Annotated in this window: 12 protein-coding genes and 5 pseudogenes; 12 read left to right on the forward strand and 5 right to left on the reverse strand. The window is 60.9% G+C overall.

Annotated features, from left to right (window positions below):
- Window positions 1-3: 3 nt before the first annotated feature.
- Together pstC and ACODNG_RS09475 are read right to left on the reverse strand one after the other, a co-directional pair.
- Window positions 4-1,131, reverse strand: coding sequence for a phosphate ABC transporter permease subunit PstC (pstC, locus tag ACODNG_RS09470; protein ID WP_434521113.1), 1,128 nt, complete (start codon window positions 1,129-1,131; stop codon window positions 4-6).
- Between the two features lie 147 nt (window positions 1,132-1,278).
- The gene (locus tag ACODNG_RS09475; RefSeq protein WP_434521114.1) at window positions 1,279-2,523 is read right to left on the reverse strand and encodes a PstS family phosphate ABC transporter substrate-binding protein; all 1,245 of its coding nucleotides are present in this window, start codon (window positions 2,521-2,523) and stop codon (window positions 1,279-1,281) included.
- A gap of 207 nt (window positions 2,524-2,730) precedes the next feature.
- On the opposite strand from ACODNG_RS09475, the gene ACODNG_RS09480 reads away from it, so the two are divergent.
- The 5 genes and pseudogenes from ACODNG_RS09480 to ppk1 all read left to right on the forward strand — a co-directional run bounded on the left by ACODNG_RS09480 (window position 2,731) and on the right by ppk1 (window position 9,066).
- On the forward strand, window positions 2,731-3,666 hold the full coding sequence (locus ACODNG_RS09480; protein WP_434521115.1) for a halo transducer protein: 936 nt from the start codon (window positions 2,731-2,733) through the stop codon (window positions 3,664-3,666).
- Between the two features lie 122 nt (window positions 3,667-3,788).
- Entirely contained in the window at window positions 3,789-4,652 is an 864-nt protein-coding gene (locus ACODNG_RS09485; RefSeq protein ID WP_434521116.1) for a hypothetical protein, read from the forward strand.
- A 171-nt stretch (window positions 4,653-4,823) separates the two neighbouring features.
- Window positions 4,824-5,042, forward strand: coding sequence for a DUF7511 domain-containing protein (locus ACODNG_RS09490; protein WP_434521117.1), 219 nt, complete (start codon window positions 4,824-4,826; stop codon window positions 5,040-5,042).
- Between the two features lie 160 nt (window positions 5,043-5,202).
- Window positions 5,203-6,081: a hypothetical protein gene (locus ACODNG_RS09495; RefSeq protein ID WP_434521118.1), complete on the forward strand. Its 879-nt coding sequence runs from the start codon at window positions 5,203-5,205 to the stop codon at window positions 6,079-6,081.
- A 601-nt stretch (window positions 6,082-6,682) separates the two neighbouring features.
- Window positions 6,683-9,066: pseudogene (gene ppk1 / locus ACODNG_RS09500) on the forward strand (polyphosphate kinase 1).
- 57 nt (window positions 9,067-9,123) lie between these two features.
- Here the strand turns inward: ppk1 and ACODNG_RS09505 are convergent.
- Complete coding sequence (locus ACODNG_RS09505; RefSeq protein WP_434523085.1) at window positions 9,124-9,807, reverse strand: metallophosphoesterase family protein; 684 nt, start codon at window positions 9,805-9,807, stop codon at window positions 9,124-9,126.
- 284 nt (window positions 9,808-10,091) lie between these two features.
- On the opposite strand from ACODNG_RS09505, the pseudogene ACODNG_RS09510 reads away from it, so the two are divergent.
- From ACODNG_RS09510 to ACODNG_RS09520, 3 genes and pseudogenes are all read left to right on the forward strand, one after another.
- Window positions 10,092-10,257, forward strand: a pseudogene (locus ACODNG_RS09510) (low molecular weight phosphatase family protein); the annotation flags it as partial.
- Between the two features lie 90 nt (window positions 10,258-10,347).
- Window positions 10,348-10,455 (forward strand): annotated as a pseudogene (locus ACODNG_RS09515) (ArsR family transcriptional regulator); the annotation flags it as partial.
- Between the two features lie 119 nt (window positions 10,456-10,574).
- Entirely contained in the window at window positions 10,575-10,781 is a 207-nt protein-coding gene (locus tag ACODNG_RS09520) for a cold-shock protein (protein ID WP_094522207.1), read from the forward strand.
- A gap of 297 nt (window positions 10,782-11,078) precedes the next feature.
- On the opposite strand, the gene ACODNG_RS09525 is transcribed toward ACODNG_RS09520, so the two are convergent.
- A complete protein-coding gene (locus ACODNG_RS09525) occupies window positions 11,079-12,134 on the reverse strand; it encodes an alpha/beta hydrolase fold domain-containing protein (RefSeq protein ID WP_434521119.1) in 1,056 nt (351 codons plus the stop codon).
- Window positions 12,135-12,275: 141 nt separating this feature from the next.
- Here ACODNG_RS09525 and ACODNG_RS09530 point away from each other — a divergent pair.
- A pseudogene (locus ACODNG_RS09530) lies at window positions 12,276-12,385 on the forward strand (IS6 family transposase); the annotation flags it as partial.
- A gap of 66 nt (window positions 12,386-12,451) precedes the next feature.
- Here the strand turns inward: ACODNG_RS09530 and ACODNG_RS09535 are convergent.
- Window positions 12,452-13,087: an SDR family oxidoreductase gene (locus ACODNG_RS09535; protein WP_434521120.1), complete on the reverse strand. Its 636-nt coding sequence runs from the start codon at window positions 13,085-13,087 to the stop codon at window positions 12,452-12,454.
- A gap of 172 nt (window positions 13,088-13,259) precedes the next feature.
- On the opposite strand from ACODNG_RS09535, the gene ACODNG_RS09540 reads away from it, so the two are divergent.
- The 3 genes and pseudogenes from ACODNG_RS09540 (at window position 13,260) to ACODNG_RS09550 (ending at window position 17,257) form a co-directional block, all read left to right on the forward strand.
- Window positions 13,260-14,060 carry an alpha/beta fold hydrolase gene (locus tag ACODNG_RS09540; protein WP_434521121.1) on the forward strand — a complete coding sequence of 267 codons (801 nt, stop codon included), beginning with the start codon at window positions 13,260-13,262 and terminating at the stop codon, window positions 14,058-14,060.
- A gap of 44 nt (window positions 14,061-14,104) precedes the next feature.
- Window positions 14,105-14,644, forward strand: a pseudogene (locus tag ACODNG_RS09545) (IS5/IS1182 family transposase); the annotation flags it as partial.
- A gap of 678 nt (window positions 14,645-15,322) precedes the next feature.
- Window positions 15,323-17,257, forward strand: coding sequence for an archaea-specific SMC-related protein (locus ACODNG_RS09550; RefSeq protein ID WP_434521122.1), 1,935 nt, complete (start codon window positions 15,323-15,325; stop codon window positions 17,255-17,257).
- Window positions 17,258-17,413: the final 156 nt, after the last annotated feature.

The raw sequence follows: 17,413 nt of genomic DNA on the forward strand, positions 1-17,413 counted from the left end.
ATCTCACCCCCGAGTCGCTTGTCGCATCCGCCACTCGATGTACTGAGCGCCCACGGAGATGACGAGGACGGTGATGAACAAGATTACGCCGGCGACGAACAGCGCGTCCATCTGGAGACCGTCGGCCTCGCCGTAGTTCCGAGCGATGATCGAGGTCAGCGTCTCCATTCCGTAGAAGACGTTGGCCAGCGGCTCCGTGAGACGAGGCACGCCGCGGAGCATCACCGTGGCCGCCATCGTCTCGCCGATGGCCCGCCCGACGCCGAGCAGGACCGCCGCCGAAACGCCGGAGAACGCCGCCGGCAGGGTGATCGAGGTCATCGTCTGCCAGTCGGTCGTCCCCAGCGCCAGCGACCCGCTCTTCATCGACTCGGGAATGCTGCTCAGCGCGTCCTCGGCGACGGAGACGACGGTCGGCAGCGCCATCAGTCCGACGACGATCCCGACGAACAGGTACGACCCCTGTCCGGTCGTCTGGAACTGGTCGGAGGCCCAGGGACTCAACACGGTGAACCCGATGAACCCGTAGACGATCGAGGGGATGCCGGCGAGGATCTCGACGCCCGGTTTGACGACCTCTCGAACGGGGGCGGGGGCGATCTCCGAGAGGAACAGGGCCGCCGAGACCCCCAAGGGCGCGGCGACGGCGGACGCGATGAGCGTCACCATCACCGTTCCGTGGATCATCGGCACCATCGAGTACCGGATCGGCGGGGAGACGGCGTCCCAGTTGGACTCAATGAACATCCTGAGTCCGGGAACCGTGAACCCGTACACCGTCGCGCTCTCGTACTGGATCACCGGGATCGACTCCCGGAAGATGAAGACGACGATCAGTCCGAGGATGAGGATCGTCGACACCGTCATCATCAATGCGATGACGTACGCCGTTTCCTCTTGGTAGCGGAACCAGCCGACCGCCGACGAGGCGAGGAAGGCGACGAAGGGGACAATCGTCCAGTCCGACACGGCCAGGAACCCGACGAGCGCGCCGAAGAGCGACAGCGCCATCACCGAGATGATCGCGAGCGCGGCCGGCTCGGTCTGGTCGACGAACTCTCGCGTCTTGCGGATCTGCCCGCTGATAGCGCCGTGTATTCGTCCGCTCTGGGAGTCCGTTACTGGTGCCATGGCTTTGGGATGAGTGGCATTTGCGTTTTGGGTGTCTCGTAGAAATTGGTGTTTCAGGGTGTCCGGGGGCACGGTCGACAGCTGGGCGGTAGTCTGCGCGCACCGCGACGGATCGTGTCGCGGTGCGCGACCGGAGATCGGGTCGCGCTACGGCGTGAGGAGGTCTTCCGTGGCGACGGACGAGACCTGTTCTTTCATCGATTCGAGGTCGCTCGTCGGGAGCGGGATGTAGTTGTTCCCCTCGACGAAGACGGTCTGTCCGAACTCGTTGAGGAACATGTTGACGAACGCCGCCTCCCGCCGGTCGTACCCGCCGCCGTCGGGGTTGCTCTCATCGATGAGCGTGTACATGTGGAGGTCGCGGTTGAGCGGGTAGCTACTGTCGAAAATCGTGTTCTCTGCGTCTCGGCTGGTCTCGTACAGCGTTCCGTCGAAGTTGATCGCGATGGGCGTGACCTGGTCGCTCGTGAACGCCAGCGCCATGTACGCGATGGCGCCCTCGTTCTGGGCGACCGCCTGCGCGACCTGCTGGTTCTGCCCGAATCGGGTGTCGACGCCCGGCATGGCGGCGTCGGCGCCGCCGAGCATGTTCAGCCGGAACGAGGTGTCGGTGCCGGATCCTTCGGCGCGGCCGATGGCGTAGATCTCCTGGTCGTAGTCGATACCGTCGATCTCGTTCCAGTTCGTGATCTCGTCCTGGTAGATCTGACGGATCTGATCGCCGGTCAGCTGGCTGACGCCGGCGTCCGAGACGTCGGAACTGACGACGACCGGCTGGCCGTCGCGACCGACAACGTTGTCGACGACCCTGTTTTGCGCCTCCTCCTCGCTCCAACCGAGCTCGGCCGTGATCGGGCCCGAGGAGTTACCGATGTCGACGAGCCCCTCGGTGACGGCCTCACAGCCGGTCCCCGAGTGACTCAGACCGACCGTCGTCGGGAACGGCGGTTCGGAGCGCTGCTCCGTCGGCTCGAAGCCGAACTTCGAGGCGAAGTAGTCGGCGATGAGCATGCCGTCGGCGCCGTCGGACGAGAGCTCGTCCCAGCCGGGGACCGACCCCTCGTCGTTCGCACCCCAGTACTCGCCGTCGCTCGACGGGGCGTTGGAGTTCCAGTACGAGCTGCCGGTGTTCGAGATCGGGTACACCGTCGACGAACCCTCGGCGTTGAGTAGCGAGCTGTCACCGCTGGAGCTGCTGTCCTCGCCGTCGCCGCCGTCGCCACCGTCGCCGCCGTCGCCACCGTCGCCGCTATTGCCGCCGCCGCTACTACCGTCGCCACCGTCGTTGCTCTGTCCGCTACAGCCGGCCAGGCCGGCCGCCCCGAGCGCTCCCGAGGTGATGAGGACTTTCCGCCGCGATACACTACCGTCGGCCCAGTTCCGGTCGGACATCACCTGAAGAGTCTGGAGTATCTAATAAGGTGGTTTATATTTCTGGTATGATGAGGTACGTATAAATCACAGAAACGCAGTACCGGACCGGTCTGGTATGTACAATCGTTACTCCTACATATCTCTCCGTACCGTTCCGTTGGGTACCGGCCGCAAATGATCTGTTCTGACGGAAGGTATACACCAGCCTGTGAAAAACGGCGGTGTATGACCGAATCCGCGCCGGTAGAGGCCCCACTCGACGAACTGGTCGAGACCGCCGTCGACCAGACGGGCGAGGACCCGGAATCGATTCGCACGTGGCTTGAGCCGTTCACCGACGACGGGGCGGTTACGCCCGCGGCGGTCGAGGCGACCGTTACCGACGTCTCCCAGGTACTCGCCACCGCCGAGACGCGCGTGGACCTCGCGACGCGCGCCCACGAGAGCGCGAGCGACGCCGCCGCCGACGTCCCGGACCTCGATATCGTCGCCGTCCGACGACGCGCGTTCGAGGAGCGGCTCGCCGACCTCCGGGCGGACGTCGAGGCGCTCGGCGGAGAGCTCGGATCGGCGGCGGACGACCTCGACTCGGCCGCGGACGTCTATGAGGCCGCGGTCGACCTCCACGAGATCACGACCGGCGCACGGGAGATCGTCCGAGTCGCTCACGACCTCGAAACCGAGCTCGAAGCGTTCGAAGCGTGGCTCAGCTCGGCCAACAGACGACACGACGCGCTCGTCGACGAAGTCGAGAGCGCCGAGGAGTCCGCCGCGGCCGTCGCCGAGACCGTCGAGGCGCTTCGGGCCGCAGACGCCCCCGAGCAGGAGCGCTGGTTCGACGCGACCGTCCAGACGCGCGTCCTCGAGGTCGCCGTCGCCGACCTCCGGGCGGAAGCGGCCGACCTCCGCACGTGGGCGGAGGGCGAGGGGGTCTCGTTCCCGGACGATATCGAGACCCGGATCGACGAGGTCGAGCACGAGGCGGCGGCGAACGCCGAGGCGCTCGCGGACCGACCGAGTTTAGACGCCCGGTTCGCCGACCGGCTCGAAGCGCTCGAAACGGAGCTGGCGGCCGTCAGTCCCCCCGTCGCGTGGGGGCGCGTCGACGAGGCGGTCGCGACGGCGCGCGAAGGCGTCTCCGGCGATCCGAGCGGGGACTGACGCCCGGTCGACGGGACCGCCGACCCGTCCCGGGCGACCGGTCGGATCGGACGACCGGCGCGGTCGGGGTCGTCAATTCGGGGGGTCAGTCGTTTCATCATGAGAGACCACAACACGAAGATGTGGCTCGTAGAGTTTCCGCCGCGACCGTGATCGCCCTCCTCGTGGTTCTCGCGGGATGCGGAGGTATCGTTCCCGGAGGCCCGGCTTCGCCGGCGGAATCCCCGCCGACCGATTCCCCGTCGAACTCGAGCGTTACCCCTGACGAGACCTTCGCGGACGACGAGTTCCCCGAGGGGTTCTCCCGATCGGAGATCGACATCACGACGGCCCGCGAGCGCTCCGTCGCGTACCTTGGGACGCAGCCGGTGTCGGGAGTCGCTCTCGAACGGTTCCGTCCCGGCGCGTACGCCGACTACCAGTACGAGGCGACCGCGACGCGGACCCGGTTTCGGCTCGATGTCCACAACGGGTATTCGGACGTCACTCGGAGCGACATCTACGTCGACTCACGCGTCCGGTACAGCCGCAGCGGCCGGAACGGACAGGTCTCTTTCGACGCGACGAACGGCTCGGTAGCCGAGACCAGACTCCGAGCGGCCGACTCAATGTGGGCGGTGGTCTCCCACGTGCTGACCGTCGGCGAGTTCCGCGCGGTCCGAACCGTGTGGGCCGACGGCGAACGTCGGATCCGATACGTGGTCACCGGCGTCGTGGTTCAAAACGCCACCGCCGTCGAAGGGCACCTGATCGTCGACGAGGAAGGAGTCATTCGGGAGACCCAACTCCGCTACGTCCGAGCGGGCGAGCCGAAACGGTTCGAGTACGCCCTCTCGTCTCGTTCGGACCGTGAGGTTGTGCCGCCCGCCTGGCTCCCCGCAGCGAATTCGAATCGCACCTCAGAGACGGATTCAAACGCGAAATTACCTCCGCTCGCCCATCTCCCGGGGTCCCGTCCGGGGCACGCCATACCCGAGTTATTTTAATACAGAAAACAACGATTTAAATATCGGTGAGGACTCATCTCCCCCGAGCGAGAACGGGTACAACGGACCGGTCACGACGAGTATGTATCCCACCGGTTGGCTTCTGACGCGTCCGTTCACCTATTATAAGCGTTCAAGCGGCGGTCACAGAATAGTCCGAACGAGCCACAGATGTCCACGGACACCAACTGGACGCCGACAAACGACGAGACGACTGGACGGAAATCGGTGGGTCCCGCGTTCACCGGTCTGGTACATCAGGTCGACAGGCGGTCGTCGGGTCCCGACCGGGTCACGGTGTTCCCGGCTGACGCGACCGACGACGAGCGGCTGTCGGCGTGGGTGACGGTGGACATCGATTCCATCGTCAAGCCCGAATGCTTCCGATAACTGTCCGGATGTACCGCGACCGCGGCGGGCGAGACGGTCGAGGGGCCCGACGCTGCCGACCCGGCTCGATTCCGACGCCCCGTCCACCGCCGACTCGGACGGTTCGATCGACGCCGGCTCGGACCCCGACGGTGAGGAACCAGGCCGAGGTGGTTCCTCGGTGGGCGTGAAACGGCGGAAGTTCCTCGACACCGCGCTGGACCGAGTCGCCCTCGGGGCCGTCGTTACCTCGGTCGTCGAGCCGTCCGACCTATGGTCCGTGGTGCTGTCCCTTTCTGCGGGCGAGCCGGTGCGGCCGACGCCTACCGACCCGGGGGGTGCGGTCTCTCGGAAACGGACCGCGGACGGCTACGCGATGACCTACGAGTGGACGGACCGGCCCGGGCGGGAGTGGCGCCTGGAGTTTCCGGTCGAGCGGTCCGCGTACAGAGAGGCGGTCGATGAGGCGCACGGATACCTGAGCGGCTTCGAAGCGGCGAAGGTGAGCGCTCACGCCGAGCGGCTCACGGCGGCGCTCTCCGACGCAAGCGCGACGGACGAGTACGCTCGGCGGTCGCTTCCCGAGTCGGTCCGTCTCGAACGGGCGATCGGGCTCGTCCACTCACTCGAATATGCGAGAGACGTGGAATCGACGGGAGCGTCGGACTACATCCGAACCGTCGAGGAGACGCTCGTCGACGGCTGCGGCGACTGCGAGGACCTCACGTACCTGCTGGTCGGGATGCTCTCCCAGCCGGCGTTCGGCTACCGGACCGCGATGGTGATCCTCCCCGGTCACATGCTCGCGGGCGTTCACAGGGACGACCTCCCGCCGGCGTACGCCGACGCGCCGACCCTCCCGGGAGGGACGTACGTCGCGATAGAGTGCGTTTCGTCCCGCCCGGTCGGCGACTTCCGAGACGACCCCGTGCTAGCGGTGTACGGTGACGGCGTCGAGTACGTCGACCGGTCGGCAATCGCGGACGCGGGCAGGGAGTTCCTCCGGGACCCGACGCAGTTTCAGACGGTCGCCGACGCGTCGGCGGAGCCCCCGGGCTGACCGGGGCAAACGTATTGAATACAGACGATTTCAACAGAGCTACCCATCTTTTTATCCGCTATATATTAAAATATATCACTATTAATTGGGGTTCTTGTGGTTAGCCTATCACCGGTTACTCATGGAATCGGCTGTGCTCCTCAGGTGTCCAATTTGTAACGCTGTTCGCGCACTCGAAGGTCGACGAAGCGAGTACTCAAAACAGGACCTGTACTCTCGCGTGAAGACCCATCTACGTGGTCACAATCACAATGAACCCAAAATGGCGATTCGAAAGTACGGGATAGTTTCTAACGCTACTGAAATCGTCGTTCCCTCAGAGAATCATCAGCAACTCCCGATCGAAGAGTGGACGGAACGCGGCGACACATGGCTCCCGGACGGTTCCCTGTCCGGTGGTGAAGGCTCTCTGTCAGCACCCGAATCGTCAGTTGAAATCTCGTCTCTCTAACTCGATGTCGAGGAGTAGCCAACTACAATCAGGTGTATCCGAAAGATGAGTGTTGCTCTCTCATTTGTAAGGTGTCTTTTCCACTGACTCAGAGATGATAGGACGCTTCCAATTTCGCAGATTCAGAAATCGGTCCATGCGGGTGATTCCGTGACCGAGAGAGACCTCACGGACCCAGAGTACTACCTCAACAGGGAACTCTCCGAGCTGGCGTTTCAGGAGCGCGTCCTCCGAGAGGGAATGGACGACCGGAACCCGCCGCTCGAACGGCTCCGGTTTCTCGCCTTCTTCACCAAGAACACCGACGAGTTCTTCATGAAGCGCGTCGGCGGGCTCAAACAGCAGATCGATGCCGGTGTGACCAAGACGACGCCGGACGGCCGGACGCCAAAAGAGCAGTGGGTCGAAGTACTTGATACTGTACGCCCGCTCTTTGGGCAGCAGTCAGCATACTGGCAATCCGTTCTCAAACCGACGCTTGTTGACGAAGGAATCGAAATATCGGACACCCGATGAGCTGTCCGGAGAAGATCAAGAACAGCTACGGACATACTTCGAGGAGTCTATTCTTCCGACGTTGACGCCGCTCGCCTTTGATCCCGCTCACCCGTTCCCGTTTATCTCTAATCTCTCTCTTTCCCTCGCTGTTCTCTCGTCGAACGGGAGTGATGAACCGACGTTCACCCGGATCAAGATTCCTCCGAATCAACCCCGCTTCATCAGCGTTTCCGGCGAGGCTGACAGGTACGTTCTCATCGAAGACCTCATCGAATGTAATCTCGATTTATTACTCCCGGATCTCGACATTCGTGACGTCTCGAAATTTAAGGTGACTCGAAACGCCGAGGTGCGGCGAGACGAAGAGGTCGCCGAAGATCTCGTCGATATGGTCGAGGACGTTATCGAACAGCGACGCTTCGCAACGGTGGTTCGGCTAGAGGTCGACGCCGATATGCCCGACGGGTCGCTGGCGATTCTCAAAGATCAGCTCGGGGTAGACGACCGAGAAGTGTTCCACCGTGAGGGACCGATCGACTTCGAGGACTTCTTCGAGCTTATCGACCTCGATCGTCCGGACCTCAAACCCCCGGCGTGGTCACCCAAGCCCCATCCGCGACTGGGCCCACTAACGAGCGACACCAGGGACGAGAGGACGGGTATCTTCGATGAAATTAAGAGCGGGGATATCCTCGCGCATCACCCGTATCACTCGTTCGAGGGGACGGTTCAGCGGTTCCTCAACGCGGCGGCAACCGATCCAAACGTGCTCGCCGTGAAAGCGGCCATCTATCGAACGGCGAGCGACTCGAAGGTCATTCAAAGCCTCATTAATGCCGCCGACAACGGAAAGCAGGTCGCGGTGATGGTCGAACTCAAGGCCCGGTTCGACGAGAAAAACAACCTCGAATGGGTTCGGCAACTAGAAGAGGAGGGCATCCACGTTGCGTACGGGACTGTGGGGTTGAAGACTCACACGAAGACGGCGCTCGTCGTGCGCCAAGAGGACGATGGCGTTCAGCTCTACTCTCACATCGGAACCGGAAATTACCATTCCGGGACCGCGAAAGGGTATTCCGACGTGGGGTTGTTGACAGCCGATCGAGACATTGGGTTCGATCTCACGAAGGTCTTCAACTTCTTTACCGGACCGACACTCGACGATCGCTTCCGGAAGCTCTTGATCGCACCCGTCACGATGCGTGAGCGGTTCACGGAGATGGTCAGACGAGAGGCCGATCATGCTCGTGCCGGCCGACGGGCACGGATTGTGGTCAAAATAAACGGCCTTGAGGACCCGTCGATGGTCGAGGAGCTCTATCGTGCCTCGATGGCTGGTGTCGAGATCGACTTGATCGTTCGAGACATCTGTCGACTCCGCCCCGGTATCGAAGGACTCAGCGAGAATATCAGCGTCCACTCGATCGTCGGCCGATTCCTCGAACACGCTCGGATATTCTATTTCGAGAACGGAGGCAGTCCCGAGTGGTACATCGGGTCCGCCGACTGGATGACCCGGAATCTCGACTATCGAGTAGAAGCGGTCACGCCGGTCGAAGACACGCAACTGCGCGAACAGCTCCGGTTCATTCTGGAGGCGTCGCTAACGGATAACCGCCGTCGATGGGTGATGCGAGAGCGACGGAACCTACGAGTCGGTCTCTTCCGACGACGATCCGGTTCGAGACATCCAAGAGATACTGATGGCAGCTACGGAAGCGGCACTCGACCGCGGCTACGGTCCGGGAATGATCGTCGATACGGATCTGATCGAGGAAGCGCTTCTCATTGAGGATGTCACGGAAATCGAGACAGACGCTAGATCCGAGGCGTCGGACGGGGCCGTTCCCGATGCCGATGAAATACGGACCCACTCGGACGGGGGAAGCGTGTCTGTGTTTGACGCATACTCCGATCACTGGTATCGTCCCGATAGCGAGACGTACGACTGGGCTGTTCGGACGGCGGAGGGTGAACGACGATACTTCAAAACGCGTGACGGAGCACGGAATCGGCTTCAGACCGAGTACGAGTGATTCCGGTCAGAACACTGTGTTATCACTCTATCTATTAGGAGTTCTAAGTGGAGTCTCTCAGGCGGGATCGACAATTTTCGAGTTGGCGCGTTCTTGGTGCGTCTTCGCCTCTACGGTGAGGAATTCGTCGTTCCGGTAGTCGTACGCGGTGAGCGTTCCGCCGTAGACGCAGCCGGTATCGAGACCGACGGCGTGTTCCCGCTCTACCGGATGGTCATGAACGGTGTGGCCGAAGAAGACGCGGTAGGGTCCGTCGTAATCATCGTACCAGAACGGTCCGTCATACCCATCACCGTGCGGGGAACGCATCGTCAACAACTCTTCGACGGTGTGGTCTGCGAGCGGCCGTTGGGGATCGATACCACCGTGGACAACGAGCACGTCGTCGAACGAGATGGCAACCGGAAGTGATTCGAAATACTCGCGATCGCCCTCGCGGAGCCAGTCCGGGTTCTTGTCGCCGCGCACTATCTTCTGCTCGTTGTTTCCGCGGACGCTGACGAGACGCAAATCCTCACGGACGAGGTCAATAACACCAGCACTGTCCGGTCCTTTTCGGACGAGGTCACCAACAAAGACGACAAGATCGTCCTCAGCTAACTCGAGCTTTGAAAGGAGTTGTTCAAGGATTTTCCGGCTTCCGTGAACATCGCCGACAATGTATATCTCTCCATAGCTGTCGGCTTCGAACCGTTCGTGTTGTGCTTCAACGTCGGTACCGAACTGAGGGTCTGTGTTCATGTGGTCAGGTCTAGAGCCGAAGCAGTTTACCTGGGAGTCGGGCTTCAAGCCGATCTAGTTTCCTCCCGAATTAATCAGTTTGTAATAGTAGACCATACTGCTATGTAGTTCTCGGTGAGAAATCATGCCCTTCAGTGCGGTCTGGCGTCGGTTTGGGTGGGAAATACGGTGAGACTACGTTTCCCCGAGAGGTTCGTGACTCAAACGAAACCTCGCCTCAGATAGATTCAACGCACCACTTCACGAACAATCCAATCCCGGACCAGTGAGATGTGTTTGTGGTCTCAGATATCTACCCGGCGACGTGGAACGGCGAGAACCGCGACTGGGAGCTTGACGATCCTCACCACCGTTCGATCGGGGACGCTGCACGAGATCCGCGACGAGATCGAAGACCGAGTCGGTGCGCTGTTTGACGAACTCCTGTCAGAAACACCGTCTGCGGAGTGACGCGATTGACAGGGTCGTCAGCTGGGACAACCCTCTTGACATCCGCTAACAGCAGCCGCCGTCGTCGGTACCGCAGACGCTGCCGTAGTCGATCTCGGTCTCGTCACACGCCGAAAAGAGGGGAAGTGGCGGATGTATCGCGCTACGCTGCGTGCGAACGCCGTCCTCGTCGCCCTCGACGGCTCGCGGTCGCTCTAAGAGGGAGAGTGCGCCGGCTCAGAGCAAGTCAGTGAAGATGGTGTGAAACTCAAATCAGGAGCCGTGGTACCGTGACGTTCGGAAGGGTTATGCCCTCAAAGCCTGTACGTTCATTCGCAATGGCAAACGGAAAAGTTGATTTCTTCAACGATACTGGCGGCTACGGTTTCATTTCGACTGACGACGGCGATCTCGACGACGATGAGGACGTGTTCTTCCACATGGAGGATGTTGGCGGCCCGGACCTCGAAGAGGGTCAGGAGATCGAGTTCGATATCGAATCATCCCCCAAGGGACCCCGCGCGACGAACCTCGTCCGCAACTAACGACTACTTCTGCCCTCGTTTGTAGCGATGGCCGAAAATCTGTTCTTTCAGCCTCTTAGCGCCTAGTCAGTACTCTCTACCTGTGATGGACGCAGCACACCCGTTCACTGAGCCCGATTGACATCCTCCTCCGCCTATAGGCGGAGGAATCCCGAGCGGTGGGAGTTTCAGGTTCCAACCATGACTCCGCCACTTCACGGGCATGGACAGTTTACACTCGACCCCCCGGGGTGTGGTACCGTCTCCAGTCCGTGATCGTCTTTCACCGTGCGACTTCGATCACGGCTTTGGGTCCGCCTAGAGCGTCCGATCGAGAAACGCTCCGATCAAATCCGGTCCAACCGGCTGATCGCCGTCGAGGGTCGAGTCCGCATCCACATTCTCGCTGACCTGTGGTGTCGTGGTGAACCGGTGTTCGGGCCGTGGCTCCGACGTCAATACGTTCATCGCCGTCCGCTCTGAATCGGCCCCCCAGACGTGGCCGAAGTCCAGCAACTCGTAAAACGATGCGTCGACGCCCTGTGCGGCCAGTTCGTCGAACAGACGCTGGCTCTGGCCCACGGCGACGACGTCGTCTTCGCGACCGTGGAGAAGGAGAAACGGCGGAGCGTCCGCCGTGACATGTGCGATCGGGCTGGCCAGCCGGGCGCGGTCGGGATTCTCTGCGACCGGCCCGCCGAGTAAGAGCGCCTCGACGGTGTCCGCCTCTCCCGACAGTTCACAGAGGTCGCTGATACCGTACCAGGACACGACGGACTGGACGTGTCCGGACGCGGCGGGTGCGACGGATGGTTCGACGACTCGGTCCGAGTAGACGTCTCCAGCGAGGTCCGTGATATCGTCAACGACTCCGGCGAGCGCCGCCAGATGTCCCCCGGCCGAGGCGCCCCACGCCGCGACGGCGCTCGGTTCGAAGCCGTACGCGTCGGCGTTCGCGCGGAGCCACCTGACCGCTGCTTTCACGTCGACGATCTGATCGGGAAAGACGCCGTTCGGGGTCGTATTTTCCGGATCGACACTGAAGGGCACGTCCGTGTTCTCCGGAATTTCTGCCAGCCGGTAGCTCACACTCGCCGTCGCACACTCCCACTCGGCCGCGAACCGCTTGAGATCGGGGGCGTTCTTCCGAGTCTCGAACACCCAACCGCCTCCGTGGACGTACACGAGCAGCGGTATCGGTCCCACGGCATCAGGAACGTGGAGGTCGAGTTTCAGATCGCCGGTGTCGCGCTCGGCGTACGTGATGTCTTCGTGAGTGGTGACAGCGGGAACTGCGATGCCCCTGTCGTTCCCATTGCTCTCGTCACTCTCGTCGCACCCATCGCCCCTGTCCGGGTTCGACTGATCGGCCATCTTGGCCGAGACAACGGTCGAACCGGACCTAATAGTTTCCCGTTGGAACGACAGTCGGGTGTGTTGTTCCGTTTCTCCCTCCTGAGGGGCAGTGTTCAGATAAGGATTGAAAAGTGAGGCAGTGTGTTTTCAAAGAGATCCATGCCCGAAAACGACCGCTTCGACGGCTGTTTAGACGATATCAACTTAGACATTGTGGAGCGAGAGGCACACCGAAACTGTTGATGAAGCTCAGTATTCAGCTTCATCTCGTAGCCAGCAGAGGTTCCCTCAACAGTACCAAGAAGAGGGTAGCCATCCACGATCCGATCGTCAGACTACGTGCGGAGTGGCGTTTCTAATGCCTCATCGATCGACATCTCACCGGCCGCAAGTTCGAACGTCTCACCGTACGTACTCTCAGCCCCGAGCGTCGCGATCAGTGTCCGGGCGACATCTTCTCGCGGAATCTCAATCGCGTCTCTATCGAGATTAGTACCAGTTTTGATTCGGCCGGTACCATCTTCGTTTGTCAACGGCCCAGGCCGAACAATAGTGTACGTCAGGTCGCTCTGTCGGAGATACTCGTCGGCCTCTCCCTTTGCGCGGAGATACTCCCGTAACGCCTCGGGGCTATTCTCAGGCTGATCGGCATTAATCGAACTGAGCATCACAAACCGTTCTACCCCCACGGATGCCGCCTCATCAATGAGGGCAATCGCGCCGTCGCGGTCAACACCCCACACATCTTCACCACCCGATCCCGCAGCGAAAATGATCGCGTCGACCTCTTCAACAGCGTGAGAAACGTCACCGGTGAGATCCGCAACAACCGGCTCAGCACCCAAGTCCCTGATATCTGGTGCTTGTGACTTCACGCGCACCATCCCCTGAACGCTGTGGTCGCTCGCAGCGAGGAGACGGGTCACGTGTTGGCCGACTTGGCCATGCGAACCGGCGACGAGAACGTTCATACACTCGCTGTTCGGTCAGTATCGCCAAGAAGGTGGCGTCAACGGAAACGACTGAGAAGAGCCAATAGAGTATTCCGAATTGTGAGCCGAAATATGCCATACTGGGGTGGGATAGCTGGATACCAGCAGAGTTCGCCATAACAACTAACAGCTATCATACATATCTATCGATATGCCAACTGAATCGGTCAACGGGGCGGAGTTGTACTACGAATCGGATGGTGACGGGGTACCGGTTGTCTTCCTCCACGGCGTGTTGATGAGTAGCCGGTTCTTCAGCGAGCAGCAGCCTCTCAGCGACGAGTATCAGGTGATCACGCTCGATTTCAGAGGCCACGGTCGCTCCGAAAAGACCGAAACCGGACATACGCTGTCACAGTATGCTCGTGACGTGGAGGCGTTCCTAGACGCACAGGGCCTTTCTGATGTCGTCTTAGTCGGCTGGTCGATGGGGTCGCTCGTGGCGTGGGAATACGTGCGCCAGTTTGGGACAGATCGATTCCGCGGCTTTGTGAGTGTCGAACAGCAACCGCTTGATCTCGAACAGCAGGGGTACGACCACGGTGTATTTGGATTCGATGAGCTCCGTGGTCTCATGGAACTCGCACAAACGAATCCACACGAATTGGCTTGGTCCTTCATTGATGAGATGCTTGTCGACGAACCAAAGTCAGTTGAACAGACACTCTTCGATGAGATTACCCGAGTTCCACCGCCGATCACGAGCGCAATCCTCTTCGATCAGTCAGTACGCGACTACCGAGAGGCGGTCCCCGACGTGGATGTTCCAACACTCGTCTGTCTTGGTGAAGACGAAACGATGGTAGAGAACGGTGGTGTCGAATACGTTGCCGAAAAGACGCCTGTCGCCGATAGTAAGCGATTCTCTGAGAGCGGACACTGCCCATTCCTTGAAGAGCCTGACCAATTCAATCGGGTCGTTTCGTCATTTATCGAAGCCCACTGTCGATAAGGGTCTGGCAACGACACATATCGGATCTCATGTAGTGTAGTACCGCGCTCAATCTTGATCGGGACGATCTCACCGATCACACCACGCTCTACAAATCGTTTGATCGGCTCAAAATGTGGGTGTGGCGGGTGCTGCTGCGCGGAAACGCGCTGTAGTACCCACAGTCTGGTCACGGCACTCTCGTCAGCACGTTCTTCGACCGGCGACGTGCGTCGTCGTACTTCCGACAGCGGACAAAACAGCCGATAAAGACGCTGAGAGCAGAGATATTGGCTTATATGGGGTTGCTTGGTGTTCTTGACGTTCACATCACAGCTCGGTGGAAGCATGATACGAAGACCGGACGCAGATCGTCCGGCTAAACGCGGACGACCTGTAGTCCGTTGCTGCCGACAACGGCTTCCAAGACTGGCATCTCGAGTACGAAATCGCCGCATCTGACGTGGAATTCCTTGTTCATTCCCCCGGCTCGTCAGCCAAAAGCACCCGTAAACAACACGCTCAGCCGCACAAACGGCTACTCTCAGTGGTGGATGGCCGAAACATCGTATTCGACAGCGAAGCCCTCGCTCGCCGACACCGTCATCGATCGTATTGAGACGCACTTGTCGCGTGAGAACGATGCTGCGTCCGCGACGATCTGAGGTCTCGAACGCTGCGTTATTTATGATCTGTATTCGTATGTTTCTCTATAATACTCAAGTATTTAGAATAACTGTCTGTCAGTCAATTCGCCGTGATCGACTGATTTACTCGTGTGTCACCACTATTTGTAGTGTTGTTGGTTTATAACGCAATCTCGCCTAATACTCTATCTAAATGGGGTTTCAGATAGAGTAGTAGTGACATATATTGGTCTAATAGTAAAAATAGCTCAAAAACACAACTACATTCTGATAGCATAAAATTCTCATCTCATTTCCCGGATTCAACGTATATGCGCCCTCAATGGCCTTATGCGGTAGGATGAGATTTGTGGTGGTGACCACCTGAGAATACCCTGTCACTGAGATTGTGTGCTGTGACGATCTTCAGTTCCGGTAGAATCTCGATCGATATCCATTAGTATAAATTTTCTTACTATCCTTTCAAACTGGTATTTTAACTTAAAGAGTACTACCTCTCCCTACGCGGCTCACGCTCCGTCGCGGTCGCTCACCGGCCGACCCGGCCCGCCGTCGGTCGTGACTTCGGCGGTGGACCGGTCCGGGGCCGGTGAAAGATAGATTTAACACGTAGAGCGGTGACTTGCGAGCATATCGATGGAGTCACTCTCGGAATCCGTCGTCCGCGTCGACGTGCGGAACATCGGTGGGATCGACGAGGCGTCGGTCACGCTTCCCGACGGCGTCTCGATCCTGACGGGGCGCAACGCGACGAACCGGACGTCGTTTTTACAAGCGCTGATGGCCGGGTTGGGGAGCCGGCAGAGTTCGTTGAAAGGCGACGCCGAGGAAGGCGAAGTCACGCTCGAACTCGGCGACGAAACGTATACGCGGACGCTACGGCGCCGCGGCGACTCCGTCGCCTTCGACGGTGATCCGTACCTCGACGACCCCGAACTCGCCGACCTGTTCGCGTTCCTGCTGGAGACCAACGAGGCGCGACGGGCGGTCGCGCGCGGTGACGACCTCCGCGAGATCATCATGCGTCCGATCGACACGGACGCGATCGACGCGGAGATCCGCGAGTGTAAGCGCGAGCGCGACGAGCTGGAGTCCGAAATCGAGAAGCTCGATAGCCTCGAACGCGACCTCCCCGATCTCGAAGCGGACCGCCGTGAGAAGGTCGAGGAACTGGAAGCGGCGCAAGAAGAGCTCGAATCGGTGCGCGAGGAGCTCGACGAACTCGACACCGGCGTCGAGGAGAGCCGGACGCGGAAACGGGAGATGGAGGAGGCGTTCCAGCGCGTCCGCGACGCACGCTCCGACCTAGAGGACCTCGAGTTCGACCTCGAAACGGAGCGTTCGACGCTCGCGGAACTGAACTCCGAACGGGAAGAGCTTCGGGAGACGGTCGAGGAGGCGGAGTCGCCGGAGGAGAGTCCGGACCGGCTCGCGGGGCGTATCGACGAACTGCGCCGCCGGAAGCGCTCCCTCGACGACGACGTCAACGAGCTCGGGAGCGTCATCGGCTTCAACGAGGACATGGTAGACGACTCTGGGATCGATATCGATGTCGATGAGGAGGCGGCCGGCGACGACCCGACCGACGCGCTGACGGCGGGCGACCGGACGGTGTGTTGGACCTGCGGGTCTGAGGTCGAGACCGAACAGATCGAGGCGACGCTCGACCGCCTCCGCGAGCGCCGGTCCGAGAAGCTCGACGAGCGCAACGAGGTCCGCGCGGAGATCGAGAAGCTCACCGACCGACAGTCGTCGCTCCGCGAGGCGCAACGCGAGGTCGAGCGCGCCGAGGAGCAGCTCGACGACGTCGAGGCGGAGATCGAATCGACCGAGTCGCGGATCGCGGACCTCGAAGAGCGGATCGAGTCGAAGCAAGCGGAGATCGAGGAGCTGGAAGCGGCGGCCGAGTCGGTCGATGTCGACGGCTACGACGAGGCACTGGAGCGACACCGCGAGGCGAACGGCATCGAGCTCCGGATCGAGCGACTCGAAGACGAGATCGACGAGATCGACGACGAGATCGCGGACCGAGAAGAAGCGATCGAGCGCCGCGAGGACCTCCGGGCGGAACGCGAGGAGCTTGCCGACCGGCTGACGGAGCTTCGGACCCGGGTCGACCGCATCGAGGAGAACGCCGTCGAGGAGTTCAACGAGCACATGGAGACGGTCCTCGACATCTTGGCGTACGAGAACCTCGACCGGATCTGGATCGAGCGCCGGGAGACGGAGGTCCGCGAGGGGCGCCGCAAGGTCACGCGGACCAAGTTCGACCTACACATCGTCCGCTCGTCGCCGGACGGCACGGCCTACGAGGACACGGTCGACCACCTCTCGGAGAGCGAGCGCGAGGTGACTGGACTCGTGTTCGCGCTCGCTGGCTACCTCGTTCACGACGTCTACGAGACGGTCCCGTTCGTCCTGCTCGACTCGCTCGAGGCCATCGACTCGGACCGCATCGCGCGCGTCGTCGACTACTTCCGGACGCATGCCGACTACCTCGTCGCCGCGCTCCTGCCGGAGGACGCCGCCGCGCTCCCCGACGAGTACGCCTACATCGAGAGCATCGACTGACCGGGCGCGAAGGAGGGCCTCCGGCCGCGAGCGGCTTTTATGGGTTTCCGAACGGGTCGAAACCGACAGACATTACAGACGTACGACTGTAACGCCATGCCGTTCGCAATGACAGAACGCACGCCGACGACGCGACCCTCGGTGTGAGACACCACG

Origin of the sequence: Halorubrum sp. AS12, from assembly GCF_051122765.1 — an archaeon.
Lineage (GTDB): Archaea > Halobacteriota > Halobacteria > Halobacteriales > Haloferacaceae > Halorubrum > Halorubrum trapanicum.

What these genes read in the sequence shown, in the direction of transcription:
- ACODNG_RS09525 (WP_434521119.1), bottom strand. Translation starts at nt 12,134, where the DNA reads ATGGCCGATCAGTCGAACCCGGACAGGGGCGATGGGTGCGACGAGAGT.
- ACODNG_RS09540 (WP_434521121.1), top strand. Translation starts at nt 13,260, where the DNA reads ATGCCAACTGAATCGGTCAACGGGGCGGAGTTGTACTACGAATCGGAT.
- ACODNG_RS09480 (WP_434521115.1), top strand. Translation starts at nt 2,731, where the DNA reads ATGACCGAATCCGCGCCGGTAGAGGCCCCACTCGACGAACTGGTCGAG.
- ACODNG_RS09550 (WP_434521122.1), top strand. Translation starts at nt 15,323, where the DNA reads ATGGAGTCACTCTCGGAATCCGTCGTCCGCGTCGACGTGCGGAACATC.
- ACODNG_RS09520 (WP_094522207.1), top strand. Translation starts at nt 10,575, where the DNA reads ATGGCAAACGGAAAAGTTGATTTCTTCAACGATACTGGCGGCTACGGT.
- ACODNG_RS09505 (WP_434523085.1), bottom strand. Translation starts at nt 9,807, where the DNA reads ATGAACACAGACCCTCAGTTCGGTACCGACGTTGAAGCACAACACGAA.
- ACODNG_RS09490 (WP_434521117.1), top strand. Translation starts at nt 4,824, where the DNA reads ATGTCCACGGACACCAACTGGACGCCGACAAACGACGAGACGACTGGA.
- pstC (WP_434521113.1), bottom strand. Translation starts at nt 1,131, where the DNA reads ATGGCACCAGTAACGGACTCCCAGAGCGGACGAATACACGGCGCTATC.
- ACODNG_RS09535 (WP_434521120.1), bottom strand. Translation starts at nt 13,087, where the DNA reads ATGAACGTTCTCGTCGCCGGTTCGCATGGCCAAGTCGGCCAACACGTG.
- ACODNG_RS09475 (WP_434521114.1), bottom strand. Translation starts at nt 2,523, where the DNA reads ATGTCCGACCGGAACTGGGCCGACGGTAGTGTATCGCGGCGGAAAGTC.